A 20122-nucleotide genomic window follows, 5' to 3' on the forward strand; every position below is an offset into this window, starting at 1 on the left:
ACTAATATCACACTCAACGAACGTTACTATTCATGCCGAAGAAAACAATTGGACTCACTTCTTTCTAATCCACTTCAATTCGAATATTTTGAGAAAAAATCATTACAATGATAGTATAAGCAACATTGATACATCAAACTAAACAGTAAAAAAACAATGAAAATCAATTCATTAATAATGAAAATCCACTTGCAATAGAAATCACATTGAAAAAATACTAGCGACATATTATGAGAAATCGGACTAGACCGTATTTTGTACAAGAATACGCTATAACTACTTATAAACGCTAGATAAGCCAAGTGAATTATTTAATTACGAGCTGAATCAATCATTGTAATGTTATACGCTACAAATCTGTCATCTAAAGGTTAAGGAACCCAAATGGCCATTAAGAAAAACGAACTATACTCCTCACTATGGGCCAGTTGCGACGAATTACGCGGTGGGATGGATGCCAGCCAGTACAAAGATTATGTACTAACCATGCTGTTCATGAAGTATGTATCTGATAAGTATAAAGGCGACCCATACGGTATGATTGTTGTGCCCCAAGGTGCCAGCTTTGATGATATGGTTGCGCTTAAAGGCGATAAAGAAATCGGCGATAAAATAAACAAAATCATCAGTGCGTTAGCCGAAGAAAACGACCTCAAAAGTGTCATAGATGTCGCCGATTTTAACGACGAAGATAAACTAGGCAAAGGCAAAGAGATGATTGACCGCCTTTCCAAGCTGATAGGCATATTTGAAGGGCTAGATCTCTCTTCCAACCGCGCGGATGGTGACGATTTATTGGGTGATGCTTATGAGTACCTTATGCGTCACTTTGCGACTGAGTCTGGTAAGTCCAAAGGTCAGTTTTATACCCCGTCCGAAGTTTCGCGTATTCTTTCGAAAGTGATTGGTATTGATAGTAATACCCCACAGGACGCTACCGTTTATGACCCAACTTGCGGTTCAGGTTCCTTATTATTAAAAGCGAATGATGAAGCACCGCGTGGCTTGAGTATTTTTGGCCAAGAAATGGACAACGCCACCAGCGCCTTGGCTCGTATGAACATGATCCTACACAACAACGCCACAGCGAAAATCTGGAAAGGTAACACCATTTCAGATCCGCAGTGGAAAGAAGCCAACGGACAACTGAAAACTTTCGATTTTGCTGTCGCTAACCCCCCTTTCTCCAATAAAAACTGGACTAACGGCATTAATCCTCAAGAGGATGAATTTGATCGCTTTAGCTGGGGAATTCCCCCCGAAAAAAATGGTGACTACACCTTCTTGTTGCATATTATCAAAAGCTTAAAAAGCACGGGTAAAGGCGCAGTCATTCTACCCCACGGTGTATTATTCCGAGGTAACGCCGAAGCACGTATTCGCGAAAACCTGATTAAACAAGGTTATATCAAAGGAATTATCGGCTTACCTGCCAACCTGTTCTACGGCACGGGTATTCCTGCCTGTATTATCGTGATCGATAAACAACACGCACAGGCGAGGAAAAGCATTTTTATGGTTGATGCTAGCAAAGGCTTTATCAAGGATGGCAATAAAAACCGCCTGCGTAGTCAGGATATTTATAAAATTGTTGAGGTATTTACCAAGCAATTGGAACAACCTCGCTTTAGCCGGATGGTGCCATTAAGCGAAATACTAGCTAATGACTACAACCTGAATATTCCACGTTATATTGATTCCAGTGAAGCAGAAGACTTGCATGACCTCAGTGCCCATCTGCAAGGTGGTATTCCCAACCGTGATATCGATGCCTTAGAACGCTACTGGCAGATATTCCCGAGTATTCGCGCGACCTTATTCAAACCAGCACGTGAAGGTTATAGTGAAGCTTTGGTTAAAGCCTCTGATGTAAAAAGCACCATTCTAAACCACGATGAATTTAAACAGTTTGCGACGAATAGCTTGCAGCATTATCACGTTTGGGCTCGCGCTGCTGCATTAGCCGAGATTGGTATCGGTGATCAGCCTAAAGCGTTAATCGCTGAAATTGGTGAAAGCTTGTTGCAAGGCTATTCACAAACCCCTTTGCTAAGCAAGTACGATATCTACCAGATCCTAATGGATTACTGGAGTAATACGATGCAAGACGATGTGTACGTACTGGTACAAGATGGTTGGTCAGCGGGTAAGATATTGCGTGAGTTAGAAGTCAAAAAAGGTGAAAAACTGAGAGAAACGCCTGACTTAGTGATTGGTAAAACAAAGTATAAAGCTGAGTTGCTCCCCCCTGCCCTTATCGTTGCTCGCTATTTTGCCGATGAACAAACCAAAGTCGATACCTTGCAAAGCGAACTCGATAGCGCCAGCCAAGCGTTAGAGACTTATCTTGAGGAAAATAGCGGTGACGACGGCCTACTTAATGATGCCTTGAATGATAAAGATAAAGTCACCAAAGCGACAGTCACGACACGTTTGAAAGTTGCCACTGACTCTGATGAAAAATCGGCATTGAAGCAAGCCAAAAAGCTGTTTGATAATGAAGCCGATGCTAAAAAAGCGCTGAAAGAAGCCCAAGATGTCCTCGATTTAGCAGTATTTAAGCAATACCCGAAACTGAGTATCGACGAAATCAAAACCTTAATAGTGGATGATAAATGGCTAACGACGTTGCAAAGCAATATCGAAGCAGAAATTGAGCGTGTGACTCAGCAACTGGCTAATCGAGTTAAAGAGTTAGAAGAACGCTACAGTGAACCATTGCCGGATATTAGTAAATCGGTAGAAGAGCTGAGTGAGAAAGTCGCAGGCCATTTAAAAGCGATGGGTTTGGAGTGGGTGCTATGAGTAACGGAGTAGTTGAAACGGGTTTAAATCTCATTCCGGCTGGTTATAAGCAGACGGAAGCTGGGGTGATCCCCGATGATTGGGATGTCATTCAACTTGGTGATTGCACATCTTATGTTGGATCGGGGAAAACTAATACTAAATCCAGAGGTGAGTATCCCCTATATGGATCTACAGGATTAATCGGAAGTTGTGAGTTACCTGAATATTCTGGAGAATCCTTGCTTGTTGCGCGCGTTGGTGCAAATGCGGGAAGATTGAATTATGTTTATGGAGAGTATGGAGTTTCGGATAACACAATATTAATCAAAACAAAATCAACTAATAACATTAGTTTTTTTAAATATTGGTTGATACGAAAAAATCTTAATACTTTAGTTTTTGGTTCAGGCCAACCGCTAATAACGGGAACTCTACTTAAAGAATTGTCTTTACCTCTTCCTTCAAATACAGAACAAACCGCCATAGCCAATGTACTATCCGATGTTGATGCGCTGATTAGCGAATTAGAAAAACTGATCGCCAAAAAACAAGCCATCAAAACTGCTACCATACAACAACTCCTCACAGGCCGTACTCGTCTACCTCAATTCGCACTACGTGAAGATGGTTCGAAAAAAGGCACTAAACAAAGTGAGTTGGGTGAGATTCCAGAGGACTGGGTAATTCTAGACTTCGGCTCAATATTTCAACGCACTATATCGAAAAAGTTTATCAAGCCAAATAGCTTAGTTTCCTTTGTCGGAATGCAAGATGTTACAGAACAGGCCCAGTTATCAAGTCAACATCTGATGGGTATTGATGATGTAAAAAATGGATTCACTTATTTTGAACGTGGCGATATCTTAGTTGCTAAGATAACGCCTTGCTTTGAAAATGGAAAAGGTTGCCATACTGAATCACTGCTGACTTGTATTGGCTTTGGCAGCACTGAATTTCATGTTCTACGCGCGACAAATAACTCTGATTCAAAATTCATCTACTACTGGAGTAATAGGGATATTTTTAGACAGTCCTTAGAATCTGAGATGGTTGGAAGTGCTGGTCATCGAAGAGTACCTCTATCTACAATAGCAAATTACCAAATACCAATTCCTTCCAAAGATGAACAAACTGCCATCGCCACGATTCTCTCCGATATGGATGAAGAAATTCAGATGTTAGAACAACGCCTTAGCAAAACTCGCCAAATTAAACAGGGCATGATGCAAGAGTTACTCACAGGGAAGACGAGACTGGTGAATGGCTGAAGAAACTACACATTACTTATTAGAAGAACTTGCAGGCTTTAGTGACCAACAATTACTCGAAACGCTCAAACGTAGTTGGCGCTACGACCCACAAAAGCCGTTGGAAATTATTGGTAAACTGAAAAAGATTACCATAGATACCAACTTCTTCTATATTTTAGAAGAATTACATAGTACCCATGATGGCTCTGCTTTAGTTTATCCATTACAACGAGAGGATATCCATCACACTGTATTTGTGGGCACGATTAAAGAGTACAGCGTTGAATCTGGCAGTTGGGTGAAAGTAAGCGTCACTCTTTCTCCTGAAAATGAGCGTGTAAAACGGAATAACCCATTTTCGCTTATGGTGGAGTACGGCTCTGTCAGCCTACTCAGTGAGCTACCGGGAAGTGCCGACAATAATCAGTATTTTATTGATGGTAAGTTCCATGTTGAAAATTGGATAGTCGATTTTTATCTCTCTAAAAATAACAAAAAAATTCAAGAGGATGAAGCTCGTTTATTAGAACAATTTGCTCAAGAAAAAAGCCAAGTAGAGCAAAAAATTCATTCATTAAGTATGACGGAGCAGTCCTTAGCTAACAAAGTCAATAAATCTCAGCAAGAACTGGCTAAAAATACGCAAAGTTTAGAGAATCTACAGGCAGAAATGGCGAAGCAGCAACGAGAGTTTTCTAAGCAACAAACGGAATTGGAGTATAAATTGAACAAACTAACTGAATACGTTAAGAATACGGCTTCAATGCTGCTCGATCTCGATCTTATATCACAAGCCGATGTTGATACTTTATTGGGACAAAGCAAGGTCAGTGAACGACTCATCGGTCATGATTTTAAAACCGTTTTTGATAGTGATCACAAACTCGCTGTTGGTTACATTCAAGCCTTTATGTACAAAAAAGACATTATGTACCAACGTTCTGTATTGGAAGATTTTTTTGCATTAGTGTGCACCAATGATTTGATTGTTTTAGCCGGTGATTCGGGGTCAGGTAAGACAAATTTAGTTAAGTCGTTTGCTGAGGCAATTGGCGGTAAAGCAATTATCATTCCCGTTAAACCAAACTGGACCAGTGCTGAGGATTTACTTGGTTATTATAATCCACTCGAGCAAAAGTACCTCACAACTCCATTTCTTGACGCATTATTTGAAGCAAAACAAAACCCAGATTTTCCCTATTTTATTTGTCTCGATGAAATGAACTTAGCGAGAGTCGAGTACTACTTTGCGGATTTCTTGAGTTTGCTTGAAGAACGCCATTGCAGCCCTGAGATTTCGCTCTATTCAGATTCAGAGTCAGAGCATTTATTGAGTGAAGCACGCAATTTTTTAGCGCTAATAGAAGATTCAAAAACCAAGCTTGATAAATCAGATCTCATCAGCTTCCTCGACTTAATGCGTGACGAGCAAGTTAACGCTAAACTCCATGAGTTATGTGGCTTTCATGAAGGTGACTCACTACTAAAATACCATGCCCGGCTTCGGAAAATGTTACACAGTTATTTAGGCACTCCAGCTAAATTGGAATTACCTGCTAATGTTCGTATTATTGGTGCTATCAATGTTGATGAAACAACACATTATCTTTCACCTAAAATTCTCGACCGGGCACATTTAATGCGATTCACTAGCCCATTATTGACTAACTGGGATGACGTTGAACGAGAAATTGAATCGTTTGATTTGGATATGTCACTACCCGTGAATCTTAAACCAAGCGAATTAGGTATTCGTCAACCCTATCCACCATTTGATAGAAACGAACCCCTCGTTAATAGACTTCTCTATTTAACTAAAGAGTACTTAGACCGCCTAGGTATAGAGTTTGGTATGAGAACAATTAGGCAGGCGAGACTCTACCAAAATGTACTCGCTCCATTTGGTGCAAGCGAAGAAGTTATTTTCAATAACATCATTCTCCATAAAGTTCTTCCTAAAATGATGTTTGATGGCGATAAACAGCTTGAAGGTGACCTACTTCGTAAGGATTTATTGGGTTCCTTGAGGGACTACCTTCAAAGCGAGTTAGCAAGTATTACGAATAGCTCTGTCACCTCCTGTATTGATGAGCTAGATCGCATTATACAAAATGCTGCAAGTAATGATTGGATTGTTAACTACTGGTCACGCTAATGGAATCTATCGACATCCGGTATATAGATATAGTCTGGAATACAGATCGTTCAGTATTGAAAGTTAAGACAAGTTCTCACCCCATTGAGATAGAAAGAGTCGAGCAGCATTGGGTAGGCAATACGGTCGCCTACCCACAAAAATATTTTTATATTGGGATATGCATCGCCGATAAACTTATTTATGAACCCTATTTAAAACTGCCAAATGATGGATCTTCTCCATTAATGCCAATTAAGGTTCCAGGAGAAGATAAAATCTGGTGGGTTCAAAAGGGGAATTGGGATACAAAGCACAATAAGTACTTCTCGACCATATACCATACCGCAGGTCGTATCGAAATTAGCGTGCAGAATGAAACGCTAATTCTAGAAAACCATACTGTAAATTTTTCTGTTGCAGATCTTGAGTACTATTTATCAGATCTTAAAAACAAACTCTGGATGCTGATCCTCGATAATAAAAATGCAAGCAAAATCAAAATTCAAAATGAAGCTCCCTCCATTTTTTCAGAGGATATCGTAAAATTATTTGGCGAGCTAACGTCGAGCTTTGAGGCTATCGTTAAAAAGCCTCACGTCATTTTATCTGAAGTACAAGAGAAACTACCTAAGCGCTTGGTAAAACCTGTCGCTAAAACCTTTCGTGAGATTGTGACTCAACCCCACTCTAAGCGTTTGACAAGTCGTTCATATAAGGAATCTTACGATATTCCAGAAAACCGCTTTGTGCATTATCTGATGCAAAGAACTTTATATTTACTCAACACCCTGAGTCGGCTTGCATATCATCAAGTGAACGCTATGCACGATCGAGTTGAAAGAGACGAACATTGGCTGAAAACAGAAAGCAGAAAAGAAACAAAGGTAGTCGACCCAGTCGTCTTTGATAATGAGATCCAAGCGATTACTTCAGATTTGGAAAAACAGCGCCTTATGTTGAATAACGCAATTAAGGCACAGCAAATAAATCGTGGTGATGAGAATTTTATTGGTCAAACTTATACGGTTACATTAAATAATACCTATGGTAAATCTAATACTGATTACTTTGTACTATCATTAAATGGAAAAATCGTTAGCCAAGATTTTGATACCTATGTCGTTTTCTCATCAGGGATTAATTTTAAGGAGCTATTTAATGATAAGTATTTAACTACATACGAATTTCGAATTACAGGCTCAGGAAAAAAGTATAGCGATAAAAACAACAATGGGAAAATATACTATCGGCTTTGTTTCACTAACATACACGCTATTGATATCTTACGCTCCCCCCTAACTCAAGAGCTTACTCATTTAGAATTAACTCGTGCCAATTTGGAAAATAATGAATGGGTCACTCATTTAAGTCCCGACGAGCAGGAAGGCATTCGTAATCAAATACAGATCACACTAACAAGGTTCGATGCTATTAAGGATGCACTAAACCAGTTGAGCGAATTCAGCTCACATATTTCTCATTTAATTACCCGCGTAAAGAAATCTATGCAGTTTTTCCGAACGCACAAGGTAAAACAGCAACAAAGTCTCCCTAATTCTATGATTTTTGTTAAGAATCCCTTATACACTTCCGTAAAAAGTTTATTTCAACAAATTTCAAATCTAGAGGGAATGGATGACTCGCTGTTAAATAGCATGATGGCCATTGATGAAATAGGACTCGTTAACTTACCGAATCTTTATGAAAGATGGTGCTTGCTTCAATTAATTATTGTTATTAAAGATATTTATCGCTTTCAAGCTCAACACAACTGGCAGCAAAAGCTTATTGATAGTGTATTGAAAAACGAAAGAAATATTGAGATATCATTTTCATGTAAAACGCGGCAACTCGCCCTAATCTTGACCTACGAGAAGGAATTAGATTCAGGTAAAAGACCTGATTTTGTCATTGACTTACATTACGAAACTTACCTTTCGAAGCCGGACACAAATACTTTTTCAAACGAGCACTCAAACCAAACCCAATGGTATATCAATGAACATAACATTAAAAGAATGGTGCTTGATGCTAAATTTCGTGGGAATGTAAGTGAGCGCCATATTGATAATTTGATTAATGAGCTTTACGACGATAAAAATTACAGTGAGAATGACCATAATTCAGTATTCATTGTTCACCCTGTTGCAAACGTGACTGAAATGAGAACTTCGCCGTTAGCATGGGGAAAATATTGCAATTATGGGCATGTTGGTCAAATCGACCATAAGAAAGGTGCTATATATTTGAGCCCTAGCCGAGAGCACCGAAATTCTATTGAAAATTTACAACGCCTCATTGGTATGTTTCTTCAAAATCACACCACCATTCTCGATGATGGTAATAGAAAGAATATTAGTTGGCATAATAAAAACTGCATATCATGTGGTAGTAACGATCTTATTATTTCTTTAGGTAAAACTAAGGCTGGAAATAATGTGAATAAAATTCACTGTAAATCCTGTGGTCAAAATACGATCGAAACACTATGTGCGTCTTGTCGAAGACCTTTATATAAAAATGGCATAAACTGGACTTATCATCGCACCCGAGCTATACAAACAACCAATATCGTCTGCCCATGCTGTGAGACATTTTTATCAAGTAATGGCAAAGGTTCACAAACGTTTTAATGCTTCTTAACAAGAAAGTATTTTAAAGAATAGGCGAAGTTAACAAGTATCAAATATATAAGAGATTATTATGAGCAACGTAGGTCAGCGCGAACGTATCACCCAAAATCGTATCGTTCAGTTTTTTCAAACTGACTTAGGATATCGCCATTTAGGTGATTGGCAGGATCGTACAAATAATAAGAATATTGAAGTTGAGGTTCTTGTTGATTGGTTAATAAAGCGTGATGTAAGTGAAGCGTTGATCAATCGCACAATTCGCCAGCTAGATGCAGCCGCTGCGCTGGGTGAAGGGAAGAAACTCTATTACGCCAACAAAGAGGTTTATCGCTTATTACGTTACGGTGTGAAAGATAAAGAAGGTGCTGGCTACCAAAATGAAACCGTTTGGTTGATTGATTGGGATAACCCCGAAGCTAATGACTTTGCGATTGCAGAAGAAGTCTCGATTAAAGGTGAAAATAAAAAACGCCCAGATATTGTGCTATATGTTAACGGTATTGCGCTGGGTGTGATAGAGCTTAAACGTTCATCTGTCTCTGTTTCTGAAGGTATTCGCCAAAATCTAGATAACCAAAAGAAAGATTTTATTCGTAATTTCTTCACCACGATGCAATTGGTGATGGCTGGCAATGATACTCAGGGACTACGTTACGGCACAATTGAAACACCCGAAAAATTTTATCTTGAGTGGAAGGAACCGCTTGAAAATAATTATGACTATAAACTCGATTTTCACCTAAGCCGTGTATGTAATAAGGCGCGCTTTTTACAAATCATCCATGATTTTATTGTTTTTGATGCTGGTATAAAGAAAACCTGTCGCCACAACCAGTTTTTCGGTGTTGAAGCGGCTAAGCATCATATCGCAAAGCGTGATGGCGGCATAATCTGGCATACCCAAGGTTCAGGTAAAAGCTTAACGATGGTGTGGTTAGCTAAATGGATTCGAGAAAATGTCACTGATGCTCGCGTTCTGATTGTAACTGACCGAACTGAACTTGATGAACAGATTGAAAAAGTGTTTACGGGTGTTGACGAAGAAATTTATCGCACCAAAAGTGGTGCAGATCTTGTGGCTACATTAAATCAACCTAACCCTTGGTTGATCTGCTCATTGGTTCATAAGTTTGGCCGACAATCTGATTCTGAAAATGATGCCGCGACCGATGAATTTATCGAAGAACTGAAAAAATCACTGCCATCAAGTTTCAGTGCTAAAGGGACATTGTTTGTCTTTGTGGATGAGTGCCATCGTACTCAATCTGGTAAGTTGCACAACGCAATGAAGACTATTTTACCCGAAGCCATGTTTGTCGGTTTCACGGGCACTCCCTTGATGAAGAAAGACAAAAAAAAATCAGTTGAGGTATTTGGTCCTTATATTCATACCTATAAATTCGATGAGGCTGTAGCCGATGGCGTAGTATTGGATTTACGCTATGAAGCAAGAGATATAGACCAACACATTACCTCCCAAAAGAAAGTTGATGAGTGGTTCGAGGCAAAAACTCGCGGATTATCTCGAATAGCTAAAACACAGCTAAAACTAAAATGGGGCACCATGCAAAAGGTGCTATCCAGTAAATCACGCTTGCAACAGATTGTGAATGATATCTTACTGGATATGGATACTAGACCACGTCTAATGGATGGCCATGGTAATGCGATGTTAGTTTGCTCCAGCGTTTATCAGGCCTGTAAAGCCTATGAAATGTTTAGCCAGACCGATTTAGCGGGTAAGGTTGCTATCGTCACCAGTTTCCAACCAACACCTGCAAGCATTAAAGGTGAGGAGACAGGGGAAGGCTTAACGGAAAAACTCTTTAAATACGATATTTACCGCAAAATGTTAGCAGACTACTTCGAACTACCTGAAGACAAAGCCGCTAATAAAGTTGAGGATTTTGAAAAGGAAGTTAAAAAGCGTTTCGTTGATGAACCCGGGCAAATGCGCCTGCTGATTGTGGTCGATAAATTGTTAACTGGCTTTGATGCGCCTTCTGCCACTTATTTATATATTGATAAGCAAATGGCAGATCACAGCCTATTTCAGGCAATTTGCCGTGTTAACCGCCTAGATGGTGATGATAAAGAATATGGTTATATTATCGACTATAAAGATTTGTTCCGTTCATTAGATAAAGCTATTTCTGATTATACCCAAGGCGCATTTGAGGGCTATGACAAGGAAGATGTGGTTGGTTTACTAAAAGACCGATTAGAGCAAGCGAGACTCGATTTGGATAGTGCGCTGGAAATGGTTCGAGCATTATGTGAACCAGTAAAAGCACCACGAAATACAGAGGATTACATCCATTATTTTTGTGGCGAATCCGGCTTGAATCAAGATGAGTTAACCGAGAAAGAGGCACTTCGTTTAACTTTATACCAGAGCGTTGCCAAGTTGCTGCGGGCATTCGCAAATATCGCCAACGAAATGCCAGATGCAGGTTATTCTACACATGATATTGACTCAATTAGGTCTGAAGTTTGCCACTATGAAAAAGTTCGCGATGAAGTGAAGCTTGCAAGTGGTGATCTCGTCGAAATGAAGCGCTTTGAGCCTGCGATGCGTCATCTGCTAGATATGTATATTCGTGCTGATGATAGTGAAGTCCTTATGGACTTTGAAGAGCTCGGCTTGATTGAATTAATCGTCGAAAAAGGAGTCAGTGCTGTCGATGCCCTGCCCGAGGATCTGCGTAAAAATCCGGGAGCCATGGCTGAAACTATTGAGAATAACGTTCGAAAAATTATTGTTGATGAAAACCCGGTTAACCCTAAATACTATGAACAGATGTCAGTTTTGCTGAATGAACTGATCGAACTTCGCCGACAAAAGGCCATTGAATATCAGGATTACCTAGAGAAAATACGTGAACTCGCAGCTAAAGTGGTACGCCCTGAGCAAACAGCATCTAGCTATCCTGCATCGATGGATACTAATCCCAAGCGTGCTTTTTATGATAACTTTGGCAAAGATGAATTGCTTGCCACCAAAATTGATAGTGCAATTCGTTATACGAAGAAGGCGGACTGGGTTGGAGATCGTTTTAAAGAACGGGAAATTGCCAATGCTATTCGAGAAGAAACGGCCGGTTATGAATTGGATATTCAAGCTGTAATGGAACTCGCTAAAGCGCAAAAAGAGTATCAATGATGACAATGATTGAAATTGGTTCAATCGCAATACAGTTGAATCGTAAAGCAATCAAAAATTTACATATCAGCGTGTTACCGCCAGATGGTCGTGTACGTGTATCTGCACCTGTATCTATGACAGAAACAGCTATTCGTATGGCGGTGATCCGTCGTATCCCTTGGATTAAACAGCAGCAGAATAATTTTATAAAACAACCCCGCCAATCAGAACGCGAAATGGTCAGTGGCGAATGCCATTACTTGTGGGGTCGGCGCTATCGTCTCAATGTTGTGGCACATGTAGGAAAGCATGAAGCCAAATTAGGCCGTGGGCGATTACATCTGTATGTAAACCATGCTGCAACTGCTGAGCAAAAGGCTTTCGTTCTCACTGAATACTACCGTGAAGCACTTAAAAAGCGAATAGCTGACTTATTACCTATTTGGGAAAGCAAAATAGGTGTCACTGTCAACGATTGGGGCGTGAGAAAAATGAAAACCAAATGGGGCAGCTGCAATACGCAAGCAAAACGTATTTGGTTGAACTTAGAACTCGCAAAAAAACCACCAGAATGTTTAGAATACATCCTAGTTCATGAGTTAGTTCACCTACTTGAACGTAAGCATAATGAACGATTTAAAACCTATATGGATAAGCTACTTCCTGATTGGCAAGAGCGTAAAGATTTGCTGAATAAAGCACCATTGGCTTACAGCCATTGGTTGTACTAACTTTAGCCCTCATAGAGAGCTCAACTAATCTTAACCATTACGTTAAATAATAATTTAATTAAAATGCATTATTTTCTCACAAATTGAAGGTATGGTGAACATCAAATGAATACGTTGATAAAGACGCTCACCATACCTTAGCAAAAAAGCCACAACTTGAAGCCTGATGAGTATAACTCTAATGTGGACTACTCGCTGTTCAATATTATTTCGCAAGCCACTCGATTAAGCTCAACAAATTCATCCCATGTATATAGATTGGCATAGTTAAGTGCATACTGTTTATCCACTCTACATATATCAGGCCGCTCATGATAAATAGTGCATAGCAAATTCGTTTCATTATAGTGCTTACAGATACCATCTCCACGATCTAGAAACTGAGTTTCCTCCGCGCGGTCTACATGGCGGCAGCAAGCACCACATTTATCACAAGGAAAGCTATGTTCAAGCGTTAGCGTCATAAGGAATCTAACCATTCGTCGAATGAATCTTCATTATCGACATCATAAGGCAAGGCGATATTATTTCGCTTGATTTCCTGTTCAAGAATAATTTTACGTTCATATTCTGAATTTGTCGCTTGTAATCCATTCACAAATAACTGCATTTCAACGACATCAAAATTAAATTCCAATTGTGACAATTCAACTAGATATTGATCTAAAGCTAAATTAACTTGTTGATAATACTGCAATGTTAGCTCAAATTTATCACGAAATTTATTTAAAAAACGCCAGACCTTATCCATTAGCTCACTGTGTTCTAAAAAATAACACATCGCTAATGTAACTAATCCCGAAACTAGTGCCCCTATAAACATCGAGACATCATTTCCAAAAGGAAATGTTAATATACCATTTAGCCATGTTGTCAGCGCTGAACCTAATATGACAGATATACTTACAGAGATGATTTTTATTGCTGATTTTAACAAATCACCTAACGCTAAATTTTCTGGGTTAAAAAACAGTAACTTAACTGCTGAAACTAAGCTATTCCAAGATTCACGGATTAATTTACCCACCAGCTTTGTTGAGGTGAAAAATATATTTAATAAAGTGTTAGTGACGCTGGCTAATAAACTACCAAATAAACCATTTTTAAATTCCGTAAAAAAATCTTTAAAACGAACTTTCAATCTTTCCCAAATGTTAGTAACTACATTTCCCAAATCTTCTAAAAAAACTTTAAATTTAAAATTTGATTTATGGCTATTGATCAATTTTGGGATAGCATCTTTTAATTCAAACCAAAGCTCTGCAAATACAATCCCTAGCATCTGCCTAGCCCCCATTCTGATGCCTGTATTGACAGCAGACAAGGCTGTATTAGCAAAAAATTTACTACTGCCATAGTACTTACTGCTAACTTCAGCGTCATATTGCTTTCTAGCTGACTCATCGACAGCCTTCATCGCATCAAAATTGGCCTTTTCTTTATTCTTCAGCGTTCTTAATTTTTTTAATTCAACATCGGTCAGTTGTCCTTTATTTTCTAATACACTTATATCTGCTTTTACTTGAGCTTGCTGAGATTGCATACGCAAAATAAAATCAGCCATTTTGCTGGCTTTTTTCGATTTATTTATTGTTTCATTAGTAAATGTTAAATTAGAATCGCGATTAGCTAAATCAGCGCCATTAAGCTCCGCTAAAACCCGAGCTGGGTCATTATGTACTTCATAAGCAGCAATGATATGGTCAAGGTTAGTCACATCATGTTGACTAAATGTCTCACCGGTATAAGAGTCCTTTAGTTCCCCTGCAAGCTTTTTTTGCTTTCCCTGTCGATTTGTTTCTTTGTAATTTTGATGGCTATGATATTCATGGGAATCATATTCTCCGCGATTTTCATAGCGTTCTTGCTCTACCTCTGTTGCCCAAATATTCTGCCTAACGTTATGTATGGTATCAACATCCCCACCTTTTTTATCCTTTAATAATAAAAAATCCAGACCAAAGGAAGTGACTAGACTTTGAACAATTGTATCGTTAATTTCTTTTTGCCAATTATAATTTGACTGTTGCATATGCCTTACCTATAAAGTAGCCGCCTAACACGGCTACCTATGATTTACTACGTGCCATCAACATTAAGCATTAAGCATTAAGAGAGAGTGAAACGTTCTGTTTCATCTAACTGCTTATCCAGACTATCCAGATTTAGTACTTTCAATCCATTGCTATCAGTTTCAATTTCAATGACTCCATCAACAATAGTCGCTTCATTATTTTCATTCAACTTTGGTTTAAATAATGGAGTTGTTATTAGATTGGTCATAATTGACGCAAGGCTATAACCATTTTTCATGATGAGTCTCAAGTCATCCGTAATAACTTTACTATTTGGCTGTCCTGATGCTTTAGCACGTTCAATAAGTTCATTTGCTTCAATCAGTTTAGATAAATAAGGTTGGAATATTTCAAATTGAGCTTCCAAGACTTGATAAATAGCAACAACATATTCTTTGGTTTTGGTTAAATTTTCTTTAGCGAGTGTCATTTTATGGACTGCATCACGCACTTCAGAACGAATTTTTTGTGCATTCTCTAATGCTTTCTCAGCATGAGAATTATAAGCCCAACCTGCAATTGCCAGAATAGGTGCAACAACAGCTCCGCCTAAGACCATTGCACCGCCAGCCATGCCCCATCCCCCAGCAGCCAATGAACCTCCACCAATAGCAGCCATTGTTGCATTATACGCTGCTGCGCCAGACAGTGCTGCAATTGGTGTACCTGTAGAAGCCGCAGCAAATGCCATAACGCCACCATAAACAGCAAAGCCAGCAGCTGCACTTGATGCACCAGCACCAACTACTGTTCCAAGATACTCAGTCGCTGAAATCGCTAAACTTTGAATTTTATCAATTTCATGTTGAGGAATAGAAACCGTGATATCTTGACCTGACTCACCAAGCTTTTTTAAAATGGCTTGAGCTATCGTGTTGAATTTATTGAAACTATCACCAATATTTAATTCTAATGTACCAAGTTTTTCTAATTCAGATGTTGTGCTGACATTAATATCTTCTAGTACTTCTTTATTTTCATCATAACGATGTTGTGCTTTCTCTAAAATTTCATCAGCCTCTGACTTAGTTTGATAACCATCATATGCTTTTTTTCCGCCAAATGCAGCGGCTGCAATAGCAGCCCCAGCAATAATAAATGGAATAGCCATAGTACCCTCTTAATTTTTATGAAATTGAAATAATCGACTATAAACGTTTAATATAGTCGTATAGATTTTGTTCAAGTTTTAACTTTAACCATTCGGGCTCTAATATCTTAATATTTGGTAGCCAGTATTGAATTAAAGGTAATATTTGTTTGTCACTCATTGCTACACATGAAATAGTGAAATAATTTTCATTCTCCTCAATAATAGATTGCCGAGGAAAGATATCTCTTCTTTTAAAATATTCTGCTATCGAAGATGATATCTCCATTCGGACATCAAAATAGCTGCTTGTTGTCCATGGATCTTGACTATTCAATAACATACCACTAACACTGGCATCAAATTCAAATGACTCTTTACTTACATCTAACCATTCAATTCTATTTAATGAAAATGACTTTAATTGATTATCTTCAGTTGCTTTCAGGTACCAAATCGTATTATGGCAAACTAGTTTATAAGGAGTTAAAATACGATTTTTACCTTTATATAAAACTTGTAATTTCCTTTTATTATCAATTGAACATCTGATTTTTTCATAGTATTTGCTGAGATAATTTTTAACCCTGTGTTCAATACCATTAAACTTAATGAGAACACTTTTACTTTCAATTGTTTGTGGAATACTTCTCAAAAATGACTGATTAAAATCAGGGAGGTATTTATCTATCCCCAAAAAAGAAATCATTTTGTAATATTCCACAACCATCGAAAATCCATAATTAGAATTACCTTTATGCTCAAGAATTAAGCTTAATGAATTTAAATCTCGATAAATCGTTCTCTCGCTAACTTTAAAACGAGATGCCAATTCAAATTTATTTACTTCACCATAAAGATATGTATCAAGAATGATTGTTGCTAATCTGACTCCCTGATTTTTTTTGTAATCATCCATGTTTATCTCACGCAAATTTAAGTTAAGAATAATTGTCCATAGAATAACAAATCAAGTGACAAATGGCGTCAGTACCAAACAAATTTACTAATAGGATAAATCTTATTTTTAATAATTGTATATTTCTTGATTAATTTAAGGTCTGTTTAATTCGCAACTATAATTAGCCATCTAATAGGTTCAACACATATATGGCCCATTCGTTGGCTAATAAGCGCCAGCTTCCAATACTATATGTCAAACATAGGCTCTCAAAGACCTATCGTAAATCTAGCCAAATTAACAATGCCACTTCAGACTTTCTTAGCCTGCATTTATAAATCAAAACTAGGAGGAAAAAACTGGTAATCAACAATATATGCGCCCATAGGGCCTGTTTTTGTTGTAACCCACACCATACCTGTGTTTTCTTTGGTTTTCGATTTTGGATTGCTAATACAAAGTAATTTCCATTGTTCAGTATAGGTTTCTTTTATCCACATACCGTGGTCACATCGACTAAATCGGCTAGTACTCGGGCCCGGTGATGTGATTTCATATTCTGCCTGGTAGCGAATGGTTTTGTTTGTTAGTAAATACGTCAGCACATCAAACACAGGAACGATTAACATAAAACCAGCGAACCCAGACCATAAAAAATTTTTAAATGCGCTTTTTAACGGACGACGTAAAATGCTCCAAATTCCACCAATTACACTTACAATAGCAGCAAACGTAATAGAAATAGTCCATTTTGGAAACCATTCAAACATAACAGTTCTATGGCCTAATATTAGTGACAAATACATGAACGCTATCCAAATGACAACAAGAACAACGCCCCAGTAAATAGACATTACTTTGCTCTTGCGACCCTTATTGTATGATTTGAATTGATGTTCCATATATTCCGCAATAGCCTAATACCGTAGGCCAAAAGTTTAGCATAACTAACCATACTGATGAAGCTCCCCTCATAATTCATCTACTCAATATTTTTATTTAACATATATTGCAAGCATCATATATTGTTTAAATAAATTACGTATAACATAGGAGATATTCATGAGTGAGTTGTTAGGAAATGCAATTAATTTTTTATCTGAGATGCTATCAGGAATGGTTTCTAATGGAGAGTTGAGCAGTTATCAGGCTATTTTTATTATTTTTTTTACGATACTACTACTAGCTGCCATCTGGAAAGCCAAAGAAATAATTACCTTTTTAAAAGATATGAAAAACTCAAAATTAGATGAGTATAATAATATGCTCAAAAATTACCCGCTCGGTGAGGATGATAAATTTTTTCTTAAATCGAATATATCAAACATTATTAGATATCGTATATCTGGCATTTCAGACTCCGGCATGCAACACATCGTGTTTAGGTTAGCATTGCAACATCAAGAATTAATTTCACCCCGTTTTTTTAAAAAATTCCGGACATTTTTATCCATTGACGATGGAATAATGACATTCAATAAAGGACTAGGTTTCAGGTTTGAATGCTTTATTTATGGTTTGTTTTCTATACAATACCTTGTGCTTTCCTTCTTATTTATGGCTTTATCTATTTATAAGGGGGGAAGCATTGAACAATCACAGCATTTCATTTTATATGCAATGAGTTCATTACTTTTAATTTTATTTGTTAATTTCTTCAAGATGATACCAATGCCAAAAGAGTGCCGTTTGTTATCCCATATATTGGATACTCAAAATAACCAATAGAAGCCTTACTTTTGGCGATACAAAATAAAAATTTAACTATTTTAATTTTACTGAATATTTGTCTCTGTAAAATTAATAAGTGAAATAATAATCTACAATATTGAACTGGCTATTCCCTTTTTTGAAGGGCCAGTTCCCCCTGCAATATTAGTCATATTTAGATCTACACTTTGCCAATCACTATACTTACAAAAAATCTCAGATATATATTATCTCCTTGAATAGCTATAATTTTCTTTTATTTCAAGGAGTAATATGCCTCAGCATTCTCATTTTAAAAACCTGCTATCCGCTCTACCTCATTCATTCCAAACCTCTTTTTTCAATCAACTAAACTACCTAATCAACTACTCGCCCACCATCGGTCTAATGGGTAAAACAGGAGCGGGTAAATCCAGTCTGATCAACGCACTATTCCAATCGACCCTATCAACTGTGAGTGATGTATCTGGCTGCACACGGCATGCTCAACGCTTCAATATGACCATAAACAGCCATACGCTCACCTTTATTGATTTACCCGGCGTGGGGGAAAGCCTTGAGCGAGATAAAGAGTACCACCAGCTATATCGTAACTTATTACCAGAACTGGATTTAATCATCTGGGTACTCAAGGCGGATGATAGGGCATGGTCTTCTGATGAACAGTGTTATCGCTTTCTTACTGAGCAATGTGGCTACCAATCTGAACGATTTCTGTTTGTATTGAATCAGGCCGACAAAATAGAGCCCTGTCGCCAGTGGGATGAACAGTGCCACCAGCCATCTCCTGAACAAGCGGTTAACTTAGAATTGAAGCAACAAGCTGTGATAACAGCATTTAAACCGCACCATCCAGTGATGACGGTTTCTGCGGCAGAAGGTTTTCAGCTCACTAAATTATCTGAGCAATTAATACAGGCGTTACCGGCGAAAGCCAGTAGCGGTGTGGCTAGGCAACTGAATAACACTTATCGGACACAATCCGTGGAAGACTCCGCACGTAACGATTTTGGGCAATGTGTCAGTGATATCGTCGATACACTGATAGACATCCTTCCCTTACCTGTCTTGATAAAAAGTACGATTGGTACGGTCAAAAACAGCATCGTTTCCGTCGCTAAATCGCTGTGGAACCTATTCTTTTAACCTCCTACGTTAACTCATTATTCATCACTCTCAGCGCCAGTCCTTAACAGGATTGGTGCTTTTTTATTTCTTTTTATTGGAGTATCAACTTATGAGCAACACAATTGAATCTACTATCACAATGGAATTAGTCCCTGATGAACAACGCCTTGATTTTTGGTTCAACCATTTTGGTAGTGTGAAGGGCTGGGCTACCTTTGAAGTGGTGATCTTCACCACGATGGGTCAATTCTGCAATGAGTATCATGGCGGTTATTGGGAGTATGGCACGCTCAGCAATGGCGGTGCTTTTATTTACCCCGACCTCAACGCAGACACCTTAACCTTATTCAACATGCACAACGGCAATGAAGCCACCGTGAGCCAAGAGGCGGCAGGCATTGCCGTATGTCTTATCCTATACAGCATCTGGTCATTCCAAACAGAAAACGAAGTGATGTGCGAGCGCTTTTATCAGCTACGTGACTACGCTTCACAACATCCCGAATCCGCTGCCATTTTCCACTTAATTGATTAA

14 protein-coding genes are annotated in these 20122 nt (G+C 38.3%); 9 read left to right on the forward strand and 5 right to left on the reverse strand.

Annotated features, from left to right (window positions below; genetic code table 11):
* The first annotated feature begins 384 nt into the window (after nt 1-384).
* The 6 genes from PR800_RS09840 (at nt 385) to PR800_RS09865 (ending at nt 12683) form a co-directional block, all read left to right on the forward strand.
* The gene (locus PR800_RS09840) at nt 385-2805 is read left to right on the forward strand and encodes a type I restriction-modification system subunit M (RefSeq protein ID WP_272530705.1); all 2421 of its coding nucleotides are present in this window, start codon (nt 385-387) and stop codon (nt 2803-2805) included.
* Entirely contained in the window at nt 2802-4055 is a 1254-nt protein-coding gene (locus tag PR800_RS09845) for a restriction endonuclease subunit S (RefSeq protein ID WP_272530706.1), read from the forward strand. The genes PR800_RS09840 and PR800_RS09845 overlap by 4 nt, the downstream gene beginning before the upstream one ends.
* A complete protein-coding gene (locus PR800_RS09850) occupies nt 4048-6192 on the forward strand; it encodes an AAA family ATPase (protein ID WP_272530707.1) in 2145 nt (714 codons plus the stop codon). Before PR800_RS09845 ends, PR800_RS09850 begins: the two co-directional genes overlap by 8 nt.
* Nucleotides 6192-8807 (forward strand): DUF2357 domain-containing protein, encoded by a 2616-nt coding sequence (locus tag PR800_RS09855; protein ID WP_272530709.1) that lies wholly within the window; start codon nt 6192-6194, stop codon nt 8805-8807. The genes PR800_RS09850 and PR800_RS09855 overlap by 1 nt, the downstream gene beginning before the upstream one ends.
* Nucleotides 8808-8877: 70 nt before the next feature.
* Nucleotides 8878-11970, forward strand: a complete 3093-nt coding sequence (locus tag PR800_RS09860) for a type I restriction endonuclease subunit R (RefSeq protein ID WP_272530710.1) — start codon at nt 8878-8880, stop codon at nt 11968-11970.
* Nucleotides 11970-12683: a M48 family metallopeptidase gene (locus PR800_RS09865; RefSeq protein ID WP_272530727.1), complete on the forward strand. Its 714-nt coding sequence runs from the start codon at nt 11970-11972 to the stop codon at nt 12681-12683. The genes PR800_RS09860 and PR800_RS09865 overlap by 1 nt, the downstream gene beginning before the upstream one ends.
* Nucleotides 12684-12871: 188 nt before the next feature.
* On the opposite strand, the gene PR800_RS09870 is transcribed toward PR800_RS09865, so the two are convergent.
* The 5 genes from PR800_RS09870 to PR800_RS09890 all read right to left on the reverse strand — a co-directional run bounded on the left by PR800_RS09870 (nt 12872) and on the right by PR800_RS09890 (nt 17603).
* Nucleotides 12872-13147, reverse strand: a complete 276-nt coding sequence (locus PR800_RS09870) for a YkgJ family cysteine cluster protein (RefSeq protein ID WP_008910438.1) — start codon at nt 13145-13147, stop codon at nt 12872-12874.
* Entirely contained in the window at nt 13144-14715 is a 1572-nt protein-coding gene (locus PR800_RS09875) for a cobalamin adenosyltransferase (RefSeq protein ID WP_272530711.1), read from the reverse strand. The genes PR800_RS09870 and PR800_RS09875 overlap by 4 nt, the downstream gene beginning before the upstream one ends.
* 77 nt (nt 14716-14792) lie before the next feature.
* Nucleotides 14793-15869: a chemotaxis protein gene (locus PR800_RS09880; RefSeq protein ID WP_272530712.1), complete on the reverse strand. Its 1077-nt coding sequence runs from the start codon at nt 15867-15869 to the stop codon at nt 14793-14795.
* Between the two features lie 37 nt (nt 15870-15906).
* Nucleotides 15907-16767 carry a helix-turn-helix transcriptional regulator gene (locus tag PR800_RS09885; protein WP_272530713.1) on the reverse strand — a complete coding sequence of 287 codons (861 nt, stop codon included), beginning with the start codon at nt 16765-16767 and terminating at the stop codon, nt 15907-15909.
* 314 nt (nt 16768-17081) lie between these two features.
* Nucleotides 17082-17603 (reverse strand): hypothetical protein, encoded by a 522-nt coding sequence (locus PR800_RS09890; RefSeq protein ID WP_272530714.1) that lies wholly within the window; start codon nt 17601-17603, stop codon nt 17082-17084.
* 208 nt (nt 17604-17811) lie between these two features.
* On the opposite strand from PR800_RS09890, the gene PR800_RS09895 reads away from it, so the two are divergent.
* From PR800_RS09895 to PR800_RS09905, 3 genes are all read left to right on the forward strand, one after another.
* Nucleotides 17812-18477, forward strand: a complete 666-nt coding sequence (locus tag PR800_RS09895; RefSeq protein WP_272530715.1) for a hypothetical protein — start codon at nt 17812-17814, stop codon at nt 18475-18477.
* A 255-nt stretch (nt 18478-18732) separates the two neighbouring features.
* Nucleotides 18733-19605, forward strand: a complete 873-nt coding sequence (locus PR800_RS09900) for a GTPase family protein (protein ID WP_272530716.1) — start codon at nt 18733-18735, stop codon at nt 19603-19605.
* Nucleotides 19606-19696: 91 nt separating this feature from the next.
* A complete protein-coding gene (locus PR800_RS09905) occupies nt 19697-20122 on the forward strand; it encodes an antirestriction protein (RefSeq protein WP_272530718.1) in 426 nt (141 codons plus the stop codon).

Source organism: Providencia sp. PROV205, from assembly GCF_028479505.1.
Lineage (GTDB): Bacteria > Pseudomonadota > Gammaproteobacteria > Enterobacterales > Enterobacteriaceae > Providencia > Providencia huaxiensis.

What these genes read in the sequence shown, in the direction of transcription:
- PR800_RS09840 (WP_272530705.1), top strand. Translation starts at nt 385, where the DNA reads ATGGCCATTAAGAAAAACGAACTATACTCCTCACTATGGGCCAGTTGC.
- PR800_RS09845 (WP_272530706.1), top strand. Translation starts at nt 2,802, where the DNA reads ATGAGTAACGGAGTAGTTGAAACGGGTTTAAATCTCATTCCGGCTGGT.
- PR800_RS09850 (WP_272530707.1), top strand. Translation starts at nt 4,048, where the DNA reads ATGGCTGAAGAAACTACACATTACTTATTAGAAGAACTTGCAGGCTTT.
- PR800_RS09855 (WP_272530709.1), top strand. Translation starts at nt 6,192, where the DNA reads ATGGAATCTATCGACATCCGGTATATAGATATAGTCTGGAATACAGAT.
- PR800_RS09860 (WP_272530710.1), top strand. Translation starts at nt 8,878, where the DNA reads ATGAGCAACGTAGGTCAGCGCGAACGTATCACCCAAAATCGTATCGTT.
- PR800_RS09865 (WP_272530727.1), top strand. Translation starts at nt 11,970, where the DNA reads ATGACAATGATTGAAATTGGTTCAATCGCAATACAGTTGAATCGTAAA.
- PR800_RS09870 (WP_008910438.1), bottom strand. Translation starts at nt 13,147, where the DNA reads ATGACGCTAACGCTTGAACATAGCTTTCCTTGTGATAAATGTGGTGCT.
- PR800_RS09875 (WP_272530711.1), bottom strand. Translation starts at nt 14,715, where the DNA reads ATGCAACAGTCAAATTATAATTGGCAAAAAGAAATTAACGATACAATT.
- PR800_RS09880 (WP_272530712.1), bottom strand. Translation starts at nt 15,869, where the DNA reads ATGGCTATTCCATTTATTATTGCTGGGGCTGCTATTGCAGCCGCTGCA.
- PR800_RS09885 (WP_272530713.1), bottom strand. Translation starts at nt 16,767, where the DNA reads ATGGATGATTACAAAAAAAATCAGGGAGTCAGATTAGCAACAATCATT.
- PR800_RS09890 (WP_272530714.1), bottom strand. Translation starts at nt 17,603, where the DNA reads ATGTCTATTTACTGGGGCGTTGTTCTTGTTGTCATTTGGATAGCGTTC.
- PR800_RS09895 (WP_272530715.1), top strand. Translation starts at nt 17,812, where the DNA reads ATGAGTGAGTTGTTAGGAAATGCAATTAATTTTTTATCTGAGATGCTA.
- PR800_RS09900 (WP_272530716.1), top strand. Translation starts at nt 18,733, where the DNA reads ATGCCTCAGCATTCTCATTTTAAAAACCTGCTATCCGCTCTACCTCAT.
- PR800_RS09905 (WP_272530718.1), top strand. Translation starts at nt 19,697, where the DNA reads ATGAGCAACACAATTGAATCTACTATCACAATGGAATTAGTCCCTGAT.